The following is a 19,090-nucleotide window of genomic DNA, read 5'->3' as shown; positions in this document are numbered from 1 at the left end:
TGATAATATTTGTCCGCTTTTTCGGACGCGACAAGACGTCACCTTATAACCACGGGAAATATTGAGAGAACGGAATCATATGCGCAGTCGTATGCAAGGGCCAGTCGTGCGTTGGTTGGGCGTTGGGATGTTGGCCGTGGCCATGCTGGCCGGGTGCGGCGGTGGTGGCGGTGGCAGCGAAACTGCGGCGCCACCGCCCGTGGCGATCGTGCCGCAGGCTGCCATCCTGTTTGCCGGCGCCGTGTCGGCGGCGGCGGAAGGTGCCGATGCCATTGGCAGCATGGGCGGGCAGATTGAACTCGATGCCGGTAGCAGCAAGGATAGCGACGGCGGGACGCTGAGTTTTGCCTGGAGCATGGTCTCCAAACCTGCCGGCAGCGGCTTGAACATCGGCGCTGTCACGACCCCCAAACTGAACTTCCAGCCCGATGCCCTGGGCACCTATATCTTCAAGCTGCGCGTGACGAATAGCAAGGGCGGCTTTGCAGAAAAGAACGCCACCGTGCTGGTGAATAACCGGGTACCGAATGCGGTGGTGGTGGTCAATGCCACTTTTACGGCGCAAGCACTTGTCAAACCAGCCGTGAGTGTGTCGATGGGAGCCGGTATCGTTCTCGACGCCACCGGCAGCACTGACGCTGACGGTGACAAGGTCACCACCACGTGGGATTTGATCGAAAAACCGGCTGGCAGCACATCCAATTTGCGCGTTGTCGATCAGGTTGCCCGTTTCTCGCCCGATGTGCTGGGCCTGTATAAAATACGCGCCCGCGGTGCGGATGGCAAGGGCGCATATGCCGAAACGGTGTACCAGTTCGATGCTAATAATACGATGCCATCCGGCGTGATCCAAGGCACGGTCGCTGTCATCAGCCGTGAAAATCAAACAGTGCCCGTCGGCCAGCCGGTGGTGACCAGCGGCATCCTGAGTTATGACGACGGAGGCGGCAAACTCGCTTATGCATGGGCGGTTGACAGCCAGCCTGCCGGTTCCGTCGCCGTGATCGGGGCAGCAACGGCGGTAGTGCCGTCGTTCACGCCAGACGTGACCGGCGCGTATGTGCTGTCGATGACGGTCACCAGTGGCCGGCAAACGGCGGTGGCCTACCTGAAGCTCAATGTGATCGTCCCCACCTACAGTGTCGTGGCGTTGCCGTTCAGGCCTTTGGAGGCGCATTACAGCAAGGGAATGGACCGACTGATCGTGGTGACGCCCAATCCCGATAGCTTGAAAATCATTAATCCGGCCGATGGCACTTTCAGCAGCGTCAGTTTGCCTGCCGCCGTCAAGTCCTTCAGTCTGAGTGCAGACGGAAAACTGGCCGGCGTGTTGCATGAGGGGGCGGTCAGCCTGATTGATCTGGAAGCGGGGAAACTGCTGCGTTCGACCGGCACAGCCGGTTCGCAGACGGAAGTGTTCACGACCGACGCGGGCATTGTCTTTCTGTCCGGTCAATCCAAGGGATCGCTCAGAGAGCCTGTGTTGGAAGGGTTCAATGCGCGTACTGGCCAGCTTGTAGAGAAGAGCACCACGAGGGGAGGTTTCTATGGTGAAATGAGGGGTATCTTCGTGGCATCGCTGAACAAGGGACTCGTTACCATCAATGAGGAGCCACTGTTCCAGCCCTCGGCTTTTCTCGTTAATTCGCAGCAAGGCTATATCTTGCAAACCTCCTACTCTATTTTCATGCCGCATCCGATCCCGATGGCCGCGCCGTTTTTCTTGTCACCCAAGGAAGACCTGCTATTTACGGCAAGCGGTACATACTTCAACGCGGATACGCTGGTATACGTTGGTCGCTTTGCTCTGAGTAATACGAACAACGGCGTGTTGTCGATGAGCTATTCGCCCGTCAAGGCGGAGGCGCTGGTGATGGAGCGTGATGGCCTCGGCTATCTCGGCAGTGATCCGGCGTATCAAGCCAGCTACAAGCGTTTCACAGGAGATCTGTTGTTCCCTGCAGACGATGTCACCTTGCCGTACATCGGCGGCGAACCCAGCTACGGCATCGGCATCTTCCATACGGCCGCCGGTGACCCGGTGGCGCTGGTGCAGACGGGCGGCGCGCAGAAAAGCACGCAGCGCGCGAGGTACTATCTGGTGTATCGCTGATCGCATGAAAACGGCGGCGCGACCGCCGTGCAATCTGTGCTATTTTTAGAAGGCGGCGCGATGGCAAAGACCATCGCGGCCGCCTTTTTCATTGACGACACAGGAGAATTCCCGATGCCAACCATCAAGCGCACACGCCTTGCCACCGCACTGCTGCTGGGAGCCTTCGCGGCTTGCGCCATGCCCGCCCATGCCGAACTGCAAGCCACGGGCGAGCCGCCCGCCGCCAGACAGGGGTGGAAGGCCGAGACCGTCGCGCAGGGCGTGCGCCAGCCGTGGGGCATCGCCTGGCTGGATGAGGGGCGCGCGCTCGTCACCAGCAAGCAGGGCACTTTGCATTTGCTGAATGGCAAAAAATTCGAGGACGTGGCGCTGGAAGGCATGCCCAAGGTGTTTACGGGCGGGCAGGGCGGCTTGCTCGATATCGTCATTCACCCGCAGGATGCGGGCAAGGCCGCGCCAAGAGTCTACATGACGGTGTCGACGGGCAACAATGACGCCAACCGCACGACCCTGGTGCGCGGCGTGTTCGATGGCAAGAAGGTGACGGGCATCCAGACCCTGTTCAAGGTGGCCACGGACAAGAGCGGCGGCCAGCATTTCGGTTCTCGCCTGCTGTGGCTGCCGGACGGCACTTTGCTGATGAGCGTGGCCGACGGTGGCAATCCGCCGCTGCGCATAGGCGACCGCCTGGCGCGCGAGCAGGCGCAGAACCTGGCCACGCACCAGGGTTCCATCCTGCGCCTGACGGAAGACGGCAAGCCCGCGCCCGGCAATCCGCTGGCGGCCAAGGGCGCCTTGCCGGAAATCTGGTCATACGGCCACCGCAACGTGCAGGGTCTGGCGCTCGATCCCGTCTCGGGCCGCGTGTGGGCCACGGAACACGGTCCGTATGGCGGCGACGAGCTGAACCTGGTGGTGGCGGGCGGCAACTACGGCTGGCCCCTGCAAAGCTACGGCGCCGACTACACGACGCACGAACCCATCGGCAAGCATGAGGTGGCGGGCATGCTCAATCCGAGCGTGGCCTGGGTGCCGTCGCCGGCCCCGTCGGGGCTGGCCGTCTACACGGGCGACAAGATCGTCGCCTGGCGCGGCAGCATCTTCAGTGGCGGCCTGGCGGCCAAGGATATCCGCCGCATCGCCGTCGATGCGAACGGCAAGGTGACGGGGCAGGACCGCCTGGCCATCGGCGCGCGCGTGCGCGACGTGCGCCAGGGACCGGATGGCTATCTGTATGCGCTGACGGATGAAGACAATGGCCGCTTGCTGCGCATCGTGGCGCAGTAGCACGGCCGGCGCCCACTTCGCTTAAGATGGCGCCTTTACTTCATTCAAGGTGGCGGCATGGCCCGTGATACTTATGCATACCGGCACGTCGCCGTCGAATCGCGCGCGATTCATGGCCGCGTGGAAATCCGTCCCGTGCCAGGCCAGGCCTTTTCGCCCGAGCTGGCCGTGCAGTGCTCACGCCGCCTGGTCGACCTGCAACACTATCCGCTGGGCAGCCGCTTTTTACTGTTTGCCAAGCTGACGGACCGCTTGGGCGGCACGCCTTTCCTGTATGCATATCATGGCGACGTGGATGTGGTGATGACGCCGGCCGACGTGACGAAATTCCTCGGCGAATTTCGCCGCGGGCGCATCTGAACCGACTTCCCTGCTAGGCTTCGCAAGCCGCACCGGCGTCCGCCTTGGCGCTGGCTTGCGGCTTGCCAAAGATGGCGATCGTCAAGGCGCAGCCGAGGGCGAACACGCCGCCCACCACCATCGCGCTGGACACGCCCAGCCGGTCGACGGCCATGCCGCCGAGCAAGGCGCCGGACGCCAGCGACACTTGCACGATGGCAACGAACAGCGCGCTGCTGCCTTCCATCAAGTGTGGCGCGGCCTTGAACATCCACGTCTGCACGGCGATGGGCATGGCGCCGAAACCGAAACCCCAGACGGCCACCAGCAGCATCGCCGTCACCGAATGACTGCCGAGCGCGGCCAGCGCCAGGGTGGACAGGCCCAGCACGGCGCCCGTCAGCATCAGCGCTGCCCGTTCGTAGCGCCCCGCGGCCCAGCCGCCCACCAGGTTGCCGATGAAGCCGGAAGCGCCGTACACCAGCAGCATGGCGCTGACGGTGCCGGCGGCCAGGTGCGAAATCTGTGTGAGGAAGGGCGCGATATACGTGTAGGCGGCGAACTGGCCCGTGAACAGCATGGCCGTGGCGATCAGGCCCAGCCTGGCCTTGCGAATGCCGAAAATCATCGGCAACTGGCGCAGGCGGATGGCCTGTGTCGGTGGCAGCTTGGGCAACAGCAACAGCTGGCCGAGGAAGACCAGCACGGCAATGGCACTCGCTGCGCCGAAAGCGACCCGCCAGCCGACCAGCTCGCCCACCAGCGCACCGGCCGGCACGCCCGCCACCGTACCCAGCGAGACGCCGGCGAAGATGATGGACATGGCGCGCGACGCATGTTGCGGCGCCACCAGGCGCGGGCCGATGGCGCTGCCGATGGCCCAGAAGCCGCCCACGCCCACGCCCAGCATGGCGCGGCCCAGCAGTATCCAGGCATACGAGGGGGCCAGCGCCACCAGCAGGTTCGAAACGACCAGCAGGGCGGTGAGGGCCAGCAGCACGATGCGGCGGTCCAGGCGGCCCGAGCCGACGGTGACGAAGATGGCGGCAAACGCGGCAACGATGCCGGGCGTGGTGATCATCAGTCCCGCCTGGCCCTTGCTGATGGCCAGTTCGGCCGCCATGGCGGGCAGCAGGCCGACGGGCAGGAATTCGGACGTGACGAGGGCGAAGGCGCCGATGCCGACGGACAGAACAGCCAGCCACGGCGCCACGGTGGTATCGTTGTCAGTAGCGTTGGAAAGTGTTTGCATGTGAGGTTCCTGAAAAGCCGAGAGGTTTTTAACCGGTCGGTATATAATCAGGGCAGGCAGACAGTGTTGTCAATAATTTTTTACCAAACGGTATGAAACAAAATAAAAAAGAGCCAGCGGTCAAGGCGAAAACGGGCCGGCCACGCACTTTCGACGCGGACGAAGCGCTCGATTGCGCCATGAAAGTGTTCTGGGAAAAGGGCTATGAAGGCAGTTCCCTGCCGGAACTGACGAAAGCCATGGGCATGAACCGGCCCAGCCTGTATGCTGTCTTCGGCAACAAGGAACAGCTGTTCCACAAGGCGCTCGAACGCTACAGCGACACGCGCATGCAGTTTTTCGATGCGGCGCTGGAACAGCCAACGGCACGCCAGGTGGTGGAAGCCCTGTTGACGCAGTATGTCGATGCGCAAACCATGCCGGACGGCCCGCACGGCTGCATGGGCGTCAATGCCGCGCTCGCCTGCAGCGACGATGCCTTGCCGATCCGCGATGAATTGTTTGCGCGCCGGCTGCGCGGTGAAATCAAATTGCGCGACCGCTTGCGGCGCGCCAGGGAGGAGGGCGATTTACCGCCCGATTCCTGTCCCGAGCAGCAGGCGCGCTTTGTCGTGACTTTGTCGCAGGGCATGGCCATCCAGGCGGCGGCGGGTGTATCGCGCGAGCAACTGCAGCAGATGGTGGGCTTGCTGCTGCGCAATTGGCCGATGTAACTACCCGGTCGGGGCGATGGTCTTGGCCAGGTCGCTGGGCGCCTTGCGCCGCCAGGCGGCCGTCAGGGCGGCGGCCAGCATGTCCAGCTCGGCATCCGCCAGGCGCACCGTGATGCCGGCCAGGCGTTCGCCCCACCACAGCTTTTGACAGCCGGACGGCGTGATGACGGTGGCGATATGCGCCGCTTCCGCATCGAGCAGCACGTTGATGTGCTCGTCGTCGGGCAGGGTGGCAAAGATCTTCCCGCCCACGCGGAAGGCTGGACGGTCTTGGTGTTCTTCCTCGGTGGTGTCGGGAAACGACAGTGCCAGATAGCGTAGTTCTTCCAGGTCGACCATTTCCTCTTTCCCCCTCATCGGACAGATAGCTGCATGTATGCATTTTGCCATGCTGCTTCGCCCCGTGGTGCAGCGGCATGTGAAAAGAAATGCGCGCCACGCGACAGTGGCGGCCCCGTCTGTGGTGCCGCCGCGACATGCCACGCGCCGCCCGCTTGGGCGCGCAGCCCCGGCATCAGCTTGGCACATGGCACTTTTCAGCCGACAGGAAAGTGATTGTCAGAAAAATATCTTTAGTGGTTAAAAGAAAAATACTTTGCTTGTGTGGAATTTAAGATAGAATAGCTACAACGTCTTACCTGACCCGTCAACCGTCTGGCTTTGTCCCGGGAACCCGCCCCCTTTCCAGGACGCTTGCAGTGCCGCCATGGCACGCCGCAAGTCCGCGCTGTTACGCGGAAGTTACGCTCCCGACCGCTCTACTTGCAATGCCTAGCGCTATGCCGGAACGCCTCAATGCAGCGTGCGTTCGGCGCCAGCGCCCGCCTGCGGCACTCACTGAATATTTACTTATTGGATACCATCATGAAGAACTTGCCTAAAATCGCCCTGTCCCTGATCGCTGTCGGTGTGTTTGCCCACGCGAACGCCAGCACCATCACCGTGTCCACCGGTTTCTCGAACGCCAGCGCGCAAGCTTCCGCCGCCGCTTACCAGTCCGTGGTGAATACCGCCGTGGCTACGCCGGGCGCCGGTTATGGCACGACGACGATTGCCAGCTACAACAATGTCACGAATAGCGGCCTGTTCGGCAATGGTTCGAACATCGCCTTCAAGTCGGTGGTCAATTTTGGCGTCAGCGCAGCCGATGCGGGTGCCTGGAGCTTCCGTACCGGCGTCGATTTCGGCAAGGGCGGCGCCCTGTTCCTCGACGGCGTGGCGCTGGACTTCAAGAGCAACGACATGTGGTGGGCAGGCAACTACAACAATGGCAGCCAGTTCCTCAGCGGTTCGAGCTTGCTGGCGGCCGGCAACCATACTCTGAGCATCTATGGCCTGGAAAACTGCTGCGATGGCGGCCAGCAAGCGCAGTTCAAGGCGGGCAACAGCAATTTCACCAGCTTTTCCAGCACCGATGGCCTGGTCTCGGCCGTGCCAGAACCGACTACCTACGCCATGCTGCTGATCGGCCTGGGCCTGCTGGGCTTTACGGCGCGCCGCAAGCAGGAAGCCAAGTTCTAAGTTTGATCGCCGACATCCGCGCCTGAGGGCGCGCGATAAAAAGCCCGCCCGTCTGCAAGGACGCGGCGGGCTTTTTGCATGCGCGGTCTGCGTCGCTTACTCGTCGCCGTCGTCGTCCGCCTCGCCCCTGGCCGCCTTGCCTCGCTCGGCGTCGACGGCGCGCTGCAGGCCGGCCGCATCGCGGAAGAAAGCCTCCGTCGTGTGATCCGGGCTCAGGCGCAGAGCCGGCGGGTAGATCACCGACATGTAGGCCTCGTCGGCCAGGCGGCCGCTGATCTGCAGGTTGCTCAGCAAAATCAGGGTCGAGCCAAGGATGGCCAGCACGACGGCAACGAGGCCGAAGCGGCGCGGATGCTGGGGTTTGATCGTGCACAAATGGTAGTAGATCATGGCGCAGACGATGACGATGAACATATGCCGCCCGTAGCGCGTCAGCACTTCCAGCGACAGCGCATACGCCGCCACATTGCTGCCCAGTTCCCACACTTCCATGGCCAGCAAGCCGCAGCCGATGATGAACAGGTGGCGGCCGAAGCGCGCCACATGGCCGAACAGGCGGTTCGCCACGGCCCAGATCGACGCCCACACGAGGCCGCCGGCCAGCGCGTAGGCGATGATCATCAGGTAGGAAATCGGCTCGAAGGCGTCCGCATCACTGAGCCAGTTGCTGAAGGCGGCCGAGGCGCCGATCATGGCCAGACCGGCGACGGCGGGGCGCAAGCCTTCCCAGTCGTGCCTGGTGGTATCGCTCAATTCGGGCGCAACAGGCTGGTCGCTGGCGCGCACGCGCAGGCGCGTGTGGCCCAGGCGCACGATGCTGTTGCCGCTCAGGGCCACTTGCAGTTGCCGTTGGCCGCGGTGGATCACGCCATTCTGGCTGCCCAGGTCGCGCAGCAGCAGGCCGCCTGCGCCGTCGTCCTCGACGATGGCGTGGCGGGCGGCCGTATGCGCATCGTCGAGGATGAAGTCGTTGTCGTAGCCGCGCCCGATGCGGATCGGCAGGGAGTCGATGCGCTGGCGCTGCTGTACTTCGCCATTCTCGGCGAGGATTTCGATGTAATAGGGCGGCTTCATGGCTTGCGGCTGCTTTCCCGCGACAGCGCTTCGAGGAAGGTGCGCGTGACGCGCATGCCGTTGGCGTAGGACACGCCGCGCGCGTCGATGCGGCTTTGCAGGCTCATGAGTGGCTCATCGGTGCTGGCGGCCAGCAGGGCAAAGTCGTACAGGCCTGTAAACTTGCGGTAGGCGCGCACGCACAGGACGGCGCGCAGGGGCAGGGTCTTGTTTTTGACGAACTGTTCGGTGCAATGGGGGCCAGTCAAGTGCACGCTCTTGTAGCTGCCGAAACTTTCATTCTTGAACGAGGCGCTGGCCAGTTCGGAAAAGCGCAGCGCGCCCAGTTCGCTGCTGCGCAGGAATTCGTGGCGCATCGACACTTGCCCCGTCTGCAGGGCGCCGGAAATGAAGATGGCCGATTCCATGGCGCAGCTGGTGTTGTCGAGCATGTAGGGCTTGTCGGACTTCACGTTGGAGCGGCCCCAGCAGCGCATCTGGTCGGACTCGCGCACCGGCACGCGATACGGGCCCATGGCTTTCAGGCTCAATGGCGTGTCGAGCAGGCGCGCCAGCATCACTTCCTGGTGCGCCAGCAGCTGCGCCGTCACCAGCGGCTTGAAGTCTTTCGGCGCCTTGCCTTGCTGGGCCACCTTGGCCAGCAATTGCTGGGCATAGCGGGCCGGCACGAGAAAACTCACGAGTTCGCCATCGAGGCGTTTCGAGACGTTCACGCCGGCCACGTCACCGCTGGCCGTCACGCTGGGGCCGCCGCTCATGCCGGCATTGATCGGGCCCGTAAACATCAGCTGGTCGTAGAAGCTGCGCGTGACGACGCCGTTGTACGAGCCTTCCGAAATGGCGAAGCCCAAGTCCAGCGGATTGCCCATCGAATACAGGTACTGGCCCTGAGTCAGGGGCGCCAGCGGTTCCGGCATCTTGAAAAAGCCCGTGCCATGGCGGTTCACGCGCAGCACGGCCAAGTCGTGCAGCACGTCGACGGCCAGCAATTCCACATTGCCCCGCTGTCCACTCGTGTCGACCCATTCGCCCACATAGGTATCGGGGTCGAGCGCGAATTGCGACACGACGTGATAGTTGCTCACCACCAGGTCGCCCGTGCCGATCAAAAAGCCCGAGCCCACCGACGATTGCGTGCGGCCGTTTTTCAGCAGCACGCGCACTTGCAGGATGTCGGCGCGCGCGGCCGTGTACAGCTTTTGCGCAGCGGATGAGGGCGGCGGCAAGGTTGCATGTTCGGTGGCGGCGGGCGCGGCGGTGGCCGGTGGCGGCTTGGCGGGGGGCGTCGAGGCGGTGGGAGCCGCGTGGGCGCCTGTGACAGCGCACAGGCTGGCCAGCAAGCAGGCGAAGTTAGATAATTTCATGCATCCTTTGTGCGTGAGCAGGAGCGAGGCCGGCCCGGCGCCCAAGTGACGCGCCATTCCGCGCCAGCCCGGGCAATTACAGGGCGCCGTCTTCCAGCGCCGGCGCCGTTTCCGGCGTCATCATGTGACCGAGCTTGCTTTGCTTGGTGTTCAGATAATGCTGGTTGAAGGCGTTGCGGTTGACCAGTAGCGGCACCCGTTCGGCCACCGTGATGTCCAGCGCTTCCATGGCGGCGATCTTGCGCGGGTTGTTTGTCATCAAACGCAGGCTGTTGATGCCGAATTGCGCAAACATGGGTTTGCACAAGGTGTAGTTGCGCGCATCGGCCTTGAAGCCCAGCTGTTCATTCGCCTGCACCGTGTCGGCGCCTGCTTCTTGCAGGCGATAGGCGCGGATCTTGTTGATCAGGCCAATGCCGCGTCCTTCCTGGCGCAGATACAGCAAAATGCCGCGACCTTCCTCGGCGATGCGTTTCAAGGCGCCTTCGAGCTGGGCGCCGCAATCGCAGCGCTGGGAAAACAGCACGTCGCCCGTCAGGCACTCGGAATGCACGCGCGCCAGTACCGGTTCGCCGTTGCCGACATCGCCCAGCACCATGGCCAGATGTTCCTTGCCCGTGGCGTGTTCGACAAAGGCGTGCAGGGTGAACTGGGCCCACGGCGTCGGCAGTGCGCAGGAAGTCGTGTAATCCAATTCGCCTGTCGCCAGGAGGTCTGCGCCGCTTTGCATGGTTGTGCTCATATAGGTAATTGTCAAAAGAAAGGCGCGCCGCACCACTGCGGTGCCGGCGCGCCCTGTCATCATACCAAAAAGCAGGGGAAACCATTTCCCCTGGCTGAGATTTGAAGGCTGGAATGCCTGGTACTATCCCTCTAATTGCGGCCGGATCCGCCTTTTACAAGACGGCTGGCCTTGCCGAAGCCCCGTTTCACCAGCAGCCGCATGCCATGTAAGGCTAGGGCCGGCGCCCCTTATCGAGGCAGATCGAAGACCAGCACTTCGGCATCCTCGGCCTGCGTCAACGTCACTGCGGCCTCCTGGGTCAATTTCAGCGCATCGCCCGCTTTCAAGGGCGTGCCGTTGACCACCAGGCTGCCGCGGATCAGGTGCACATACGCAATGCGGCCTTCGTCCAGCGCATGTTCGGCTTGCTCGCCTTCCTGCAGGATGCTGGCGTAGATGGCCGCATCCTGGTGGATCAGCACGGAGCCCTGGCGCCCGTCGGAGGAGGCGATCAAACGCAGCTTGCCCCGTTTGCTTTCCGGCGTAAAATGTTTCTCTTCATAGCTGGGCGGAATGCCCGTCACGTTCGGCTGGATCCAGATCTGCAGGAAGTGCAAGCCATCCGTGGCGGAATGATTGAACTCGCTATGGCGCACGCCGCTGCCGGCGCTCATGCGCTGCACATCGCCGTAGTGCAGCACGGAACCGGTACCCATGCTGTCCTTGTGTTCCAGCGCGCCGTCGAGCACATACGAAATGATTTCCATGTCGCGATGGCCGTGCGTGCCGAAGCCCTGGCCTGGCGTCACGCGGTCTTCATTGATCACCAGCAAGGGGCCAAAACCCATGTGCAGCGGATCGTGGTAGCTGCCGAAGGAAAAGCTGTGGTGGGAATTGAGCCAGCCGTGGTTGGCGGCGCCGCGTTCTTCGCTATGACGAATCTGTAACATGGTGGACTCCGTTTCTATGAATGAATGTGCGATAATTTCGAAGGGCTGTTGCCTGGCGCTGCGCCGTGTTCTCTGCCCTTCGCTGTACGATGAACAAAGTATAGGCCCCTGTTCGGCGAAAGAAAAACGGAAAATCTTGCGAGCTATGATCGAAAAAATCGAATGTTAAGACTGAGCCTGGAAGCCTTGCAAATCGTCGACGCCATCGACCGCCGCGGATCGTTCTCGTCGGCCGGCAAGGAGTTGCATAAAGTGCCGTCCACCATTTCCTATACGGTGGCCAAGCTGGAAGAGGACCTGGGCGTGCAAGTGTTCCGGCGCAATGGGCCGAAAATCATGCTGACGGCGGCTGGCCAGGAATTGCTGAAAGAGGGCCGCTATCTGCTGAAGGCGGCGCAGGACCTCGAGCACCGCGTGCGCAGGGTGGCGTCCGGCTGGGAAACAGAGTTGTCCATCGGCATCGATTCCATGTTTTCCGCCCTGGCCCTGGCCGACGACGTGCGCGCCTTCTATGCAGTTGCGCAACAGACGCGCTTGCGCCTGTCGCAGGACACCCTGTCGGGCACCTGGGAAGCGTTGCTGGACCGCCGGGTCGACTTGCTGGTGGGCGCGCCCGGCGACGGGCCGGCTGGCGGCGGCTATATCGCGCAGCCGATCGGCATGCTCGACTTCGTCTTTGCCGTGGCACCCACGCATCCGCTGGCGCAGGTGGCGGAACCCTTGTCGCGCGGCCATTTGCAGCAGTACCGGGCCGTGGTGGTGGCCGACTCGGCGCGCCAGATGGCGCCGCGCACCGTGGGGCTGCTGCTGGGACAAGACGCCTTGAGCGTGCCGAGCATGCAGGTCAAGTTCGACTACCAGGTGCTGGGACTGGGCTTTGGCTTCCTGCCGGGACCGTGCGCGCGCGCCGCCATCGCGCGCGGCCAGCTGGTGGAAAAGGCCGTGGAAGAGCCAAAACCGTCGGAAACGTTTTACCTGGCGTGGAGAGTGGGCGAGGATGGCGCCGCGCTGCGCTGGTGGATGGCGCGCATGCGCGAACCGGATGTGTTTGCCCGCCTGGCGCAGCATCTGCCTGGCCATTCGGCGTAGGTCTTAAAATGTTGACATATGCCAACATTTTTAAGTTACCATATTCATAGTATTTCGACCGTCTTTCTGCTCCGACTTGCATGCCCCATAGTGGGATTTTGATGATTACACACACCGCAGCGCCCCTGATATGTTCCCCTGACCTGGCACGCGAGCGGGGTTGCCATGCTTGAGGCGAAGGTCGCGCTGTGCCTGCGCCTGGCCCAGGACGCCCGTGAACAGGCGGGGCCACAGCAGGCCGCCACCCTGGCGCGGCTGCAGGAAGAGCTGGAGCGGCTGCGCGGCGCCAGCCGGCCCGTGGTACGCGTGGCGCCCCCCGACGCCTTGCTGGAAATCGATCCCGATGGCTTTTTGATCGGCTGGAACCATGGCGCCGAACAGATGTTCGGCTATTCCGAACTGGAAGCGCTGGGCCAGCACATCCTGTTTTTGTATCCGGAAGACGACGCGGAAGCGAGCGTGCTGGAACTGCATTTCAAGCAGGGCGAGGTGGCCACCGATGTGCGCCGGCGCAAGAAGTCGGGCATGGTAACGTGGCTGCGCATGCATCGCCACGTGATCCACGACCAGGCGGGCAAGGCGTGCGGCATGGCCGTGCGCCTGTCGGCCATGAGCGAACCGCTGTCCGACGTGGACAAGGTGAGGTTGCACGCACGCATCATCGAAGACAGCGAGCAAGCCGTGCTGATCACGGACGCGGAAGAGCGCATCGTCTCCATCAACAGTTCGTTTTCCCGCATCACCGGCTATTCGCCGGCCGAAGCCATCGGCCGCACGCCGGATTTGTTGCGCTCGGGTGTGCACGACCCCGATTTCCGCGCCAAGGTGCGCGCCGCCATGCGCGGACACGGCTCCTGGCGCGGCGAAATCATCGGCAAGCGCAAGAATGGCGAACTGTTCCCGCAAGACGTCACCATCAGCGTCGTGCGCGACGAGTATGGCGAGATCAGCCATGTGTTTTCCCTGTTTTCCGATATCTCGGTGCACAAGGATGCCGAGGCGCGCATGCAGCGCATGGCCAATTACGACAGCCTGACGGGCTTGCCCAACCGCTGCCTGCTGAACCAGCTGGTGGGCCAGGGCCTGGCTGAAGCGAAACGGCAAGGCACGCATGGCGCGCTGATGGTCATCGACATCAGCCGCATCGGTTCCATCAGCGACACCCTGGGCCACGAAGTGGGCGACCAGCTGGTGATCGCCATCGGCCAGCTGTTCCGTGGCGCCTTGCGCGACGCGGATATCCTGGCGCGGGTCGACAACAGCAAGTTCGTCGTGGCCCTGCTGCATATCGAAAAGCGCGAACACGCGGCGAATGTGGCGCAAAAACTGCTCAACCTGTTGGAGGCGCCGATCAATATCGATGCGCACGCGCTGCACGTGGGCGCCAGCATCGGCATCACCGTGTATCCGGAAGACGGCCTGGAAGCGCCGGCCCTGTTCCGCTTTGCCGACGTGGCCGTGGCCAAGGCGGGGCAGACCATCGAATCGACCTTCCTGTTTTTCCGCGAAGACATGAACCGGCGGGCCAAGGAACATTTGCGCCTGGAAAGCGAAATGCGTCTGGCCTTGGGCGACAAGGAGCTGGAGTTGCATTACCAGCCGAAAGTGAGCCTGGCCAGCGGGCGCATCGTGGGCGCGGAAGCCTTGCTGCGCTGGAAGCATCCGATGCGCGGCATGGTCTCGCCCGGCCTCTTCATCCCCGTTGCCGAGGAAACCAGTTTGATTCTGGAACTGGGCACCTGGGTGCTGGACGAGGCTTGCCGCCAGATCCGCAACTGGGAAGACCGTGGTTTGCACATGCCGGCCATCGCCGTCAACCTGTCGGCGCGCCAGTTCGATGAACAGTTGCCGGCGCGCATAGCGGCCGTGCTGGAACGCTACCAGGTGCGGCCCGACCAGATCATGCTGGAAATCACGGAAAGCCTGTTGATGCGCGGCGCCGACAAGGTGATCGACATCATGAACCAGCTGGTGGCCATGGGCCTGGCGCTGGCGCTGGACGACTTCGGTACCGGCTATTCCAGCCTGGCCTACCTGAAGAAGTTTCCCATCAGCACCCTGAAAATCGACCGTTCGTTTGTCATCGGCTTGCCCTTCGAGGAAAACGATTGCGCCATCGCCCGTGCCATCGTCACCATGGCGCAGCAGCTGCGCCAGGAAATCGTCGCCGAAGGGGTGGAAACGGCCGAGCAGATGCGCTTCCTGCGCGAACTCGGTTGCGACCAGCTGCAAGGCTATCTGTTCAGTCCGGCCGTGCCGGCGGCGGAATTCGAAGTGATGCTGGGCGAGGGGCGGCAGCTGCGCCTGGAAACGGCGGCCGTTTAATCGTCGCCCAGCTTGACCTTTTCCAGCAGATAGTCGAGCATCACGCGCACCCGGGCTGGCACTTGCTGGCCCGGTCCCACGAAGACGGCGTGCACGAGTTCACGATCGCCCGGATTGTAGTCCTGCAGCACCTCTAGCAATTGACCTTGCGCAATATCGCGCTGTACATGCTGGCGCGAAAAGCGTCCCAGTCCCATACCCGCCAGCACCAGTTGGCGCATGCTTTCGCCATCGCTGACGCAGGTATTGCCCTGCGGCGCCACCTGCAACGTTCCGCCCGCGCCATCAAGGAAGGGCCAGGTTTCGTTCTGGCAGCGGAAGTTGAAGGCCAACAAATTGTGTTCGGATAATTCCTGCGGCGTGCGCGGCAGGCCGTGGCGCGCCACGTACGCCGGCGACGCCACCACGACCATCGCATCTTCGCCCAGTTTGCGCGCCACCAGGTTCGATTCCTTCAGCTTGCCTGTGCGGATGGCGATGTCGGTGCGGTCTTCCAGCAAGTCGACGATGGCGTCGCTGACGACGACGTCAAGCACGATGTCGGGATAGCGCTGGGCGAACTCGGGCAGGATGGGCAGCAGATGACGCACGCCGAACGGCACGAAGCAGTTGATGCGCAAGCGTCCGCGCGGCGCCGCGCCCTGCGCAGCTTCGCGCTCGGCGCCATCGATATCGTCGAGGATGCGCTTGCACTGGATAAAAAAGGCGTCGCCCTCGGGCGTGGTGTGCAACTGGCGCGTGCTGCGCTGGAGCAGGCGCGCGCCGAGCCGCGTTTCCAGTCGGCTGACGAGCTTGCTGACGGCCGATGGCGTCAAGGCCAGGCGACGCGCGGCGGCGGAAAAGGCGCCCGTTTCCACCACGGCCACGAAGACGCCCATCTCGAATGCGCGGTTGATGTCTTGCCTGGCCATTGTTGAATCCATTTCACAGGTGTTTCCATTATTAGAGTCTATATCAAAAGCGTTTGCATCGATACACTGGCCGGCTTGAACTATTTGTTGGAGCCATCATGACCACCGCAAGCCCTGTTCCCCCTCCAGCCAGCAGCATGCCGCCCGGCGTGCTGGCGCTGGCCGTCGGCGCCTTTGCCATCGGCGTCACCGAATTCATCGTCGTCGGCATCCTGCCCACCATCGCCAAGGATTTGCATATTTCCATCGAATCGGCCGGCTCCCTGGTCAGCCTGTATGCGCTGGCGCTGGCCATCGGCACGCCGCTGCTGGTCCTGCTGATGTCGCGCTTGCCGCGCAAGGCGGCCTTGCTGGGCCTGATGAGCGTTTTCCTCGCCGGTAACTTGCTGGCCGCCTTTTCCCATACGTTTGAATGGTTGCTGGTGGGGCGGGTCATCACGGCCGTGGCACACGGCACCTTCTTTGCCATCGGCGCCACCGTCGCCGCCAGCCTGGTCAGCAAGGCGCAGGCGGGCAGGGCGATTTCCGTGATGTTTGCGGGCCTGACCCTGGCCATGGTGATCGGCGTGCCGCTCGGCAGTTTCCTCGGCAATTTGATGGGCTGGCGCTTGCCGTTTTTTGCCGTCGTCGTGCTGGCCGCCGTGGGTCTGGGCGCCATGGCGCACTGGCTGCCGGCCGGCTTGCAGCAGGGCAAGGGCGGCAAGGCCATGACGCAGCTGGCGGCCCTGGGCAGCGGCCCCATCCTGACGATGATGGCTGTCACCACGTTTGGCTTTGGCAGCAGCTTTGCCGCCTTCACTTTTATTACGCCCATCCTGACGGATGTGACGGGCTTTTCCGCCACCATGGCCAGCGCGCTGCTGATCGTGTTCGGCATCGCCACCTTTGCCGGCAACCTGGCGGGCGGCTACCTGACCAGCCACCTGGGCTGGCAAAAAGCCTTGCGATTGATGCTGCTGTTGCTGGCCGTCACGCAAGCGGGTGTGGCCCTGAGCATCAGCTCGCCATGGATGATGACGGTGATGCTGTTCGTCTGGGGCGTGTTCGCCTTCGGCCTGTCGCCCGCCCTGCAGGCGGGCATGCTGGCCACGGCCGAGCGCTACACGCCGCACGCCGTCGATTTCGCCTCGGGCCTGAACATCTCGGCCTTTAACCTGGGCATCTCGTTCGGCTCCATGCTGGGCGCGCTGATGGTCTCGCGCCACCTGATGGCGTCGTCACCGTGGGCGGGCGTGGCCGCCGCCTTGCTGGCCCTGCTGCCGCTGGCGTGGCTGGCGCGCCGCAACCTGGCTGCCCACGTGGCGGGCGCGGCCGCGCACTGAACGCGGTCCGCCTTATTCCAGCAGGGCGGCAATCGACAGCGGCGTGCCGCTGGTGAGGACCTGGCCTCCGTCCGGGTGCGCACTGAAACGGTAGGCGAAGATGCGGAAACCGGCCACGGCGTCGCCGGGAAACGCGGGGCCCTCCTGCGCCGCCAGCGGGAGCGCCGCGCCTTCGCCGCCCTGGTAGCGCAGTTGCGCCGCCTCCGTCCTCGGATACGCAAACTGCACGCCGGCGCAGCGCTTGCCGTTCGCCCCGCCCGTGGAGCGCAGGTAGGCGAGCAGCTGTTCGCAGGCGGCGCGCAAGTCGGCCGCAGCATACACGCCATCGGGCCGCGTGACGATGGAGACCCAGGCGCTTGTGGTGATCTGCCCCGGCTTGCGGTTCCAGGTCAGCTCCGCATTGTCGTCATACGCGGCCTTGGAGAACGGGAAAACGGCGCGGCCCAGCGCATCGAGCGGCAGCGCCAGCTGCGCGCCCTTGCCGTGCAAGGTCAGGCGCAAGTCGCCCATGGATACGCTGGCGTCGCGCGGACGCAGGCGCAGATGGTTTTGCAGGAATTGCTTGGGCTTGCCGTACTTCTCGAACCAGATCATGTGGCGGTAGGCGTCGCGATACGCGGTCCAGTCGCTGCCTTCCTGTGCGCAGGCGAACGCGGGCAGCAGTGCCAGGCCGAGAAGCAGGGCTTTGAGCATGGCGCTTAAAACCGGTAACCGAGTCCGCTGGACCAGGTGATGACGTTGCGCCGTTCGATGAAGGGGCTGTGGGCCGGCCCGCTACCCAGCCGCGTGCCCGTCACGGTGCTGTTGAGCAGCCACTTGCTGCTCAGGGCCCAGTTCCAGTTGATGCCAGCATGGATGGAGGTGACGCCGCCGGCCGGGCGGTAGTCGCGCGCGCCGCCGGCGGCGAAGCTGACGGCGTACTGCTCGTCCATCACGGCGCCGCTGGCCAGCGACACGCCGGCCGATAAGATCACCGTATGATGGGCCGCCAGCGAGGGCAAGGTCTTTTGCAGGCCGACCTGGCCGCGCCAGCCGCGTGCGCTCGTGTCGTACAGCAAGTTCGACGTGACGCGCGCCGCGCCGCCCAGGTAATAGCCATAGAAACCGCCCACGTCGAGCGAGCCCTTGATGCGCCGCGTGCCGCGCAGGCGCCAGTCATCTTCCGGACCGCGCGCGTTGCTGGAGGCGAGCAGCGGGCCGTACTCCACGCCCGGCGTGGCCGACAGATGTATGCCTGCCACGCCGCTGGCAGAGACGAACACGCCGTTGCTCCACTGGACTTGCAGCAGCGGCCGCAGGACGGCGGCACGCGGCGCGCCATCATCCGTCGCGGAGCTGCCCGTGACAGCCGCTCCCACGTACATATCCCTGCTCCCGTCGGGCATCATCAGCGCGCTGGTGCTGCTGGCTTCCTCGGCCAGTGCCGGAGCACAGGCGGCCAGCAACAGCAGCAGGGGAGAAAAACGGGAAAAAAAACGGGGAGCGAACTTGTTCATGTATTCCTTTTAAAAGCCGAAGCGGACACCGAGCGCCAGGCGGTTCATCCTGCTATCGAATCCTTCGTATTTGACTGTCGGGGCGTGCTCCCATTCGAGCTGCAGCGCCACGTCCTTGTTGATCTGGTAGGCCACTCCCACGCTTGCGTACAGGCCGGTATTGTTCGCCGATTCACCGGGCGGCGCATTCTTGCCGTCAATGGTGAATTCGACGCGGCTGCGCGCCACGCCGGCCTTGCCGAACAGCGACCAGTTCTCGTCCAGGCGCCACGTGCCGCGCGCCGCCAGGTAGGCGGCGCTGGCGCGTACCTTGAGCTGGTAGCCGGGATCGAGGTCGAAACTGGTTGCGCCGCCGCTGGCGCGGTAGCCGCCTTCCAGGGCCCAGGCCGGCGTCAGCTCGTAGCCGGCGAAGACGCCGAAGGGTACCGCCTTGCCGCTGGCATCGCGCTGGCTCGTCGTGCCGCCAACGGCACGCAGGATCTTGCCGTCGGTAGCCGGGCTGACGTTGGCACCCACATACAGGCCTTCGGCATGGACCATCGAAGTGGCGGCGACGGCGAGCAGGGTGCTGCATACAAATTTTTTCATGTTCGGATTCTGGTTGAGG

General features: G+C 63.7%; 18 protein-coding genes. 8 read left to right on the top strand and 10 right to left on the bottom strand.

Going from position 1 to position 19,090, the window contains the following annotated elements:
- The first annotated feature begins 136 nt into the window (after nt 1-136).
- From O0882_RS00825 to O0882_RS00815, 3 genes are read left to right on the top strand one after another with little or no spacing between them, the layout of a single operon-like run.
- On the top strand, nt 137-2,113 hold the full coding sequence (locus O0882_RS00825; RefSeq protein WP_289944547.1) for a hypothetical protein: 1,977 nt from the start codon (nt 137-139) through the stop codon (nt 2,111-2,113).
- 60 nt (nt 2,114-2,173) lie between these two features.
- A complete protein-coding gene (locus O0882_RS00820) occupies nt 2,174-3,403 on the top strand; it encodes a PQQ-dependent sugar dehydrogenase (protein ID WP_289944544.1) in 1,230 nt (409 codons plus the stop codon).
- Between the two features lie 57 nt (nt 3,404-3,460).
- On the top strand, nt 3,461-3,763 hold the full coding sequence (locus tag O0882_RS00815) for a hypothetical protein (protein WP_289944542.1): 303 nt from the start codon (nt 3,461-3,463) through the stop codon (nt 3,761-3,763).
- 13 nt (nt 3,764-3,776) lie between these two features.
- Here the strand turns inward: O0882_RS00815 and O0882_RS00810 are convergent, their stop codons facing one another.
- Nucleotides 3,777-4,994, bottom strand: a complete 1,218-nt coding sequence (locus tag O0882_RS00810; RefSeq protein ID WP_289944540.1) for an MFS transporter — start codon at nt 4,992-4,994, stop codon at nt 3,777-3,779.
- A gap of 92 nt (nt 4,995-5,086) precedes the next feature.
- Between O0882_RS00810 and O0882_RS00805 the strand changes: the two genes are divergently transcribed.
- On the top strand, nt 5,087-5,707 hold the full coding sequence (locus O0882_RS00805; protein WP_289944539.1) for a TetR/AcrR family transcriptional regulator: 621 nt from the start codon (nt 5,087-5,089) through the stop codon (nt 5,705-5,707).
- Here O0882_RS00805 and O0882_RS00800 read toward each other — a convergent pair whose 3' ends face one another.
- Complete coding sequence (locus tag O0882_RS00800) at nt 5,708-6,046, bottom strand: MmcQ/YjbR family DNA-binding protein (RefSeq protein WP_289944537.1); 339 nt, start codon at nt 6,044-6,046, stop codon at nt 5,708-5,710.
- 525 nt (nt 6,047-6,571) lie between these two features.
- On the opposite strand from O0882_RS00800, the gene O0882_RS00795 reads away from it, so the two are divergent.
- On the top strand, nt 6,572-7,228 hold the full coding sequence (locus O0882_RS00795; protein ID WP_289944534.1) for a CCXG family PEP-CTERM protein: 657 nt from the start codon (nt 6,572-6,574) through the stop codon (nt 7,226-7,228).
- Nucleotides 7,229-7,324: 96 nt separating this feature from the next.
- On the opposite strand, the gene O0882_RS00790 is transcribed toward O0882_RS00795, so the two are convergent.
- From O0882_RS00790 to O0882_RS00775, 4 genes are all read right to left on the bottom strand, one after another.
- On the bottom strand, nt 7,325-8,302 hold the full coding sequence (locus tag O0882_RS00790; RefSeq protein ID WP_289944532.1) for an FHA domain-containing protein: 978 nt from the start codon (nt 8,300-8,302) through the stop codon (nt 7,325-7,327).
- Complete coding sequence (locus O0882_RS00785; protein ID WP_289944530.1) at nt 8,299-9,666, bottom strand: serine protease; 1,368 nt, start codon at nt 9,664-9,666, stop codon at nt 8,299-8,301. The genes O0882_RS00790 and O0882_RS00785 overlap by 4 nt, the downstream gene beginning before the upstream one ends.
- A 76-nt stretch (nt 9,667-9,742) precedes the next feature.
- A complete protein-coding gene (gene ribA, locus O0882_RS00780; RefSeq protein WP_289944529.1) occupies nt 9,743-10,396 on the bottom strand; it encodes a GTP cyclohydrolase II in 654 nt (217 codons plus the stop codon).
- Between the two features lie 242 nt (nt 10,397-10,638).
- Nucleotides 10,639-11,340 carry a pirin family protein gene (locus O0882_RS00775; RefSeq protein WP_289944527.1) on the bottom strand — a complete coding sequence of 234 codons (702 nt, stop codon included), beginning with the start codon at nt 11,338-11,340 and terminating at the stop codon, nt 10,639-10,641.
- Nucleotides 11,341-11,502: 162 nt separating this feature from the next.
- Here O0882_RS00775 and O0882_RS00770 point away from each other — a divergent pair, with 162 nt between their 5' ends.
- Together O0882_RS00770 and O0882_RS00765 are read left to right on the top strand one after the other, a co-directional pair.
- A complete protein-coding gene (locus O0882_RS00770) occupies nt 11,503-12,429 on the top strand; it encodes a LysR family transcriptional regulator (RefSeq protein WP_289944524.1) in 927 nt (308 codons plus the stop codon).
- A 165-nt stretch (nt 12,430-12,594) separates the two neighbouring features.
- Entirely contained in the window at nt 12,595-14,754 is a 2,160-nt protein-coding gene (locus O0882_RS00765) for an EAL domain-containing protein (protein ID WP_289944521.1), read from the top strand.
- Here the strand turns inward: O0882_RS00765 and O0882_RS00760 are convergent.
- Entirely contained in the window at nt 14,751-15,677 is a 927-nt protein-coding gene (locus O0882_RS00760; RefSeq protein ID WP_289944520.1) for a LysR family transcriptional regulator, read from the bottom strand. The two genes, O0882_RS00765 and O0882_RS00760, sit on opposite strands and share 4 nt — an antisense overlap.
- Before the next feature lie 86 nt (nt 15,678-15,763).
- Here O0882_RS00760 and O0882_RS00755 point away from each other — a divergent pair, with 86 nt between their 5' ends.
- Entirely contained in the window at nt 15,764-16,987 is a 1,224-nt protein-coding gene (locus tag O0882_RS00755) for an MFS transporter (RefSeq protein WP_289944518.1), read from the top strand.
- 12 nt (nt 16,988-16,999) lie between these two features.
- On the opposite strand, the gene O0882_RS00750 is transcribed toward O0882_RS00755, so the two are convergent.
- The 3 genes from O0882_RS00750 to O0882_RS00740 are packed head-to-tail and all read right to left on the bottom strand — an operon-like array spanning nt 17,000 to nt 19,071.
- Nucleotides 17,000-17,680, bottom strand: a complete 681-nt coding sequence (locus O0882_RS00750; RefSeq protein WP_289944516.1) for a hypothetical protein — start codon at nt 17,678-17,680, stop codon at nt 17,000-17,002.
- A 5-nt stretch (nt 17,681-17,685) separates the two neighbouring features.
- On the bottom strand, nt 17,686-18,483 hold the full coding sequence (locus O0882_RS00745) for a MipA/OmpV family protein (protein ID WP_289944514.1): 798 nt from the start codon (nt 18,481-18,483) through the stop codon (nt 17,686-17,688).
- A gap of 9 nt (nt 18,484-18,492) precedes the next feature.
- Nucleotides 18,493-19,071 carry a porin family protein gene (locus tag O0882_RS00740; RefSeq protein ID WP_289944512.1) on the bottom strand — a complete coding sequence of 193 codons (579 nt, stop codon included), beginning with the start codon at nt 19,069-19,071 and terminating at the stop codon, nt 18,493-18,495.
- Nucleotides 19,072-19,090 lie beyond the last annotated feature (19 nt).

Source organism: Janthinobacterium sp. SUN073 (assembly GCF_030397665.1).
GTDB lineage: Bacteria > Pseudomonadota > Gammaproteobacteria > Burkholderiales > Burkholderiaceae_D > Janthinobacterium.
The sequence above is the reverse complement of the archived record's forward strand: the minus strand, read 5'-3'. Positions and strand labels throughout refer to the sequence as shown.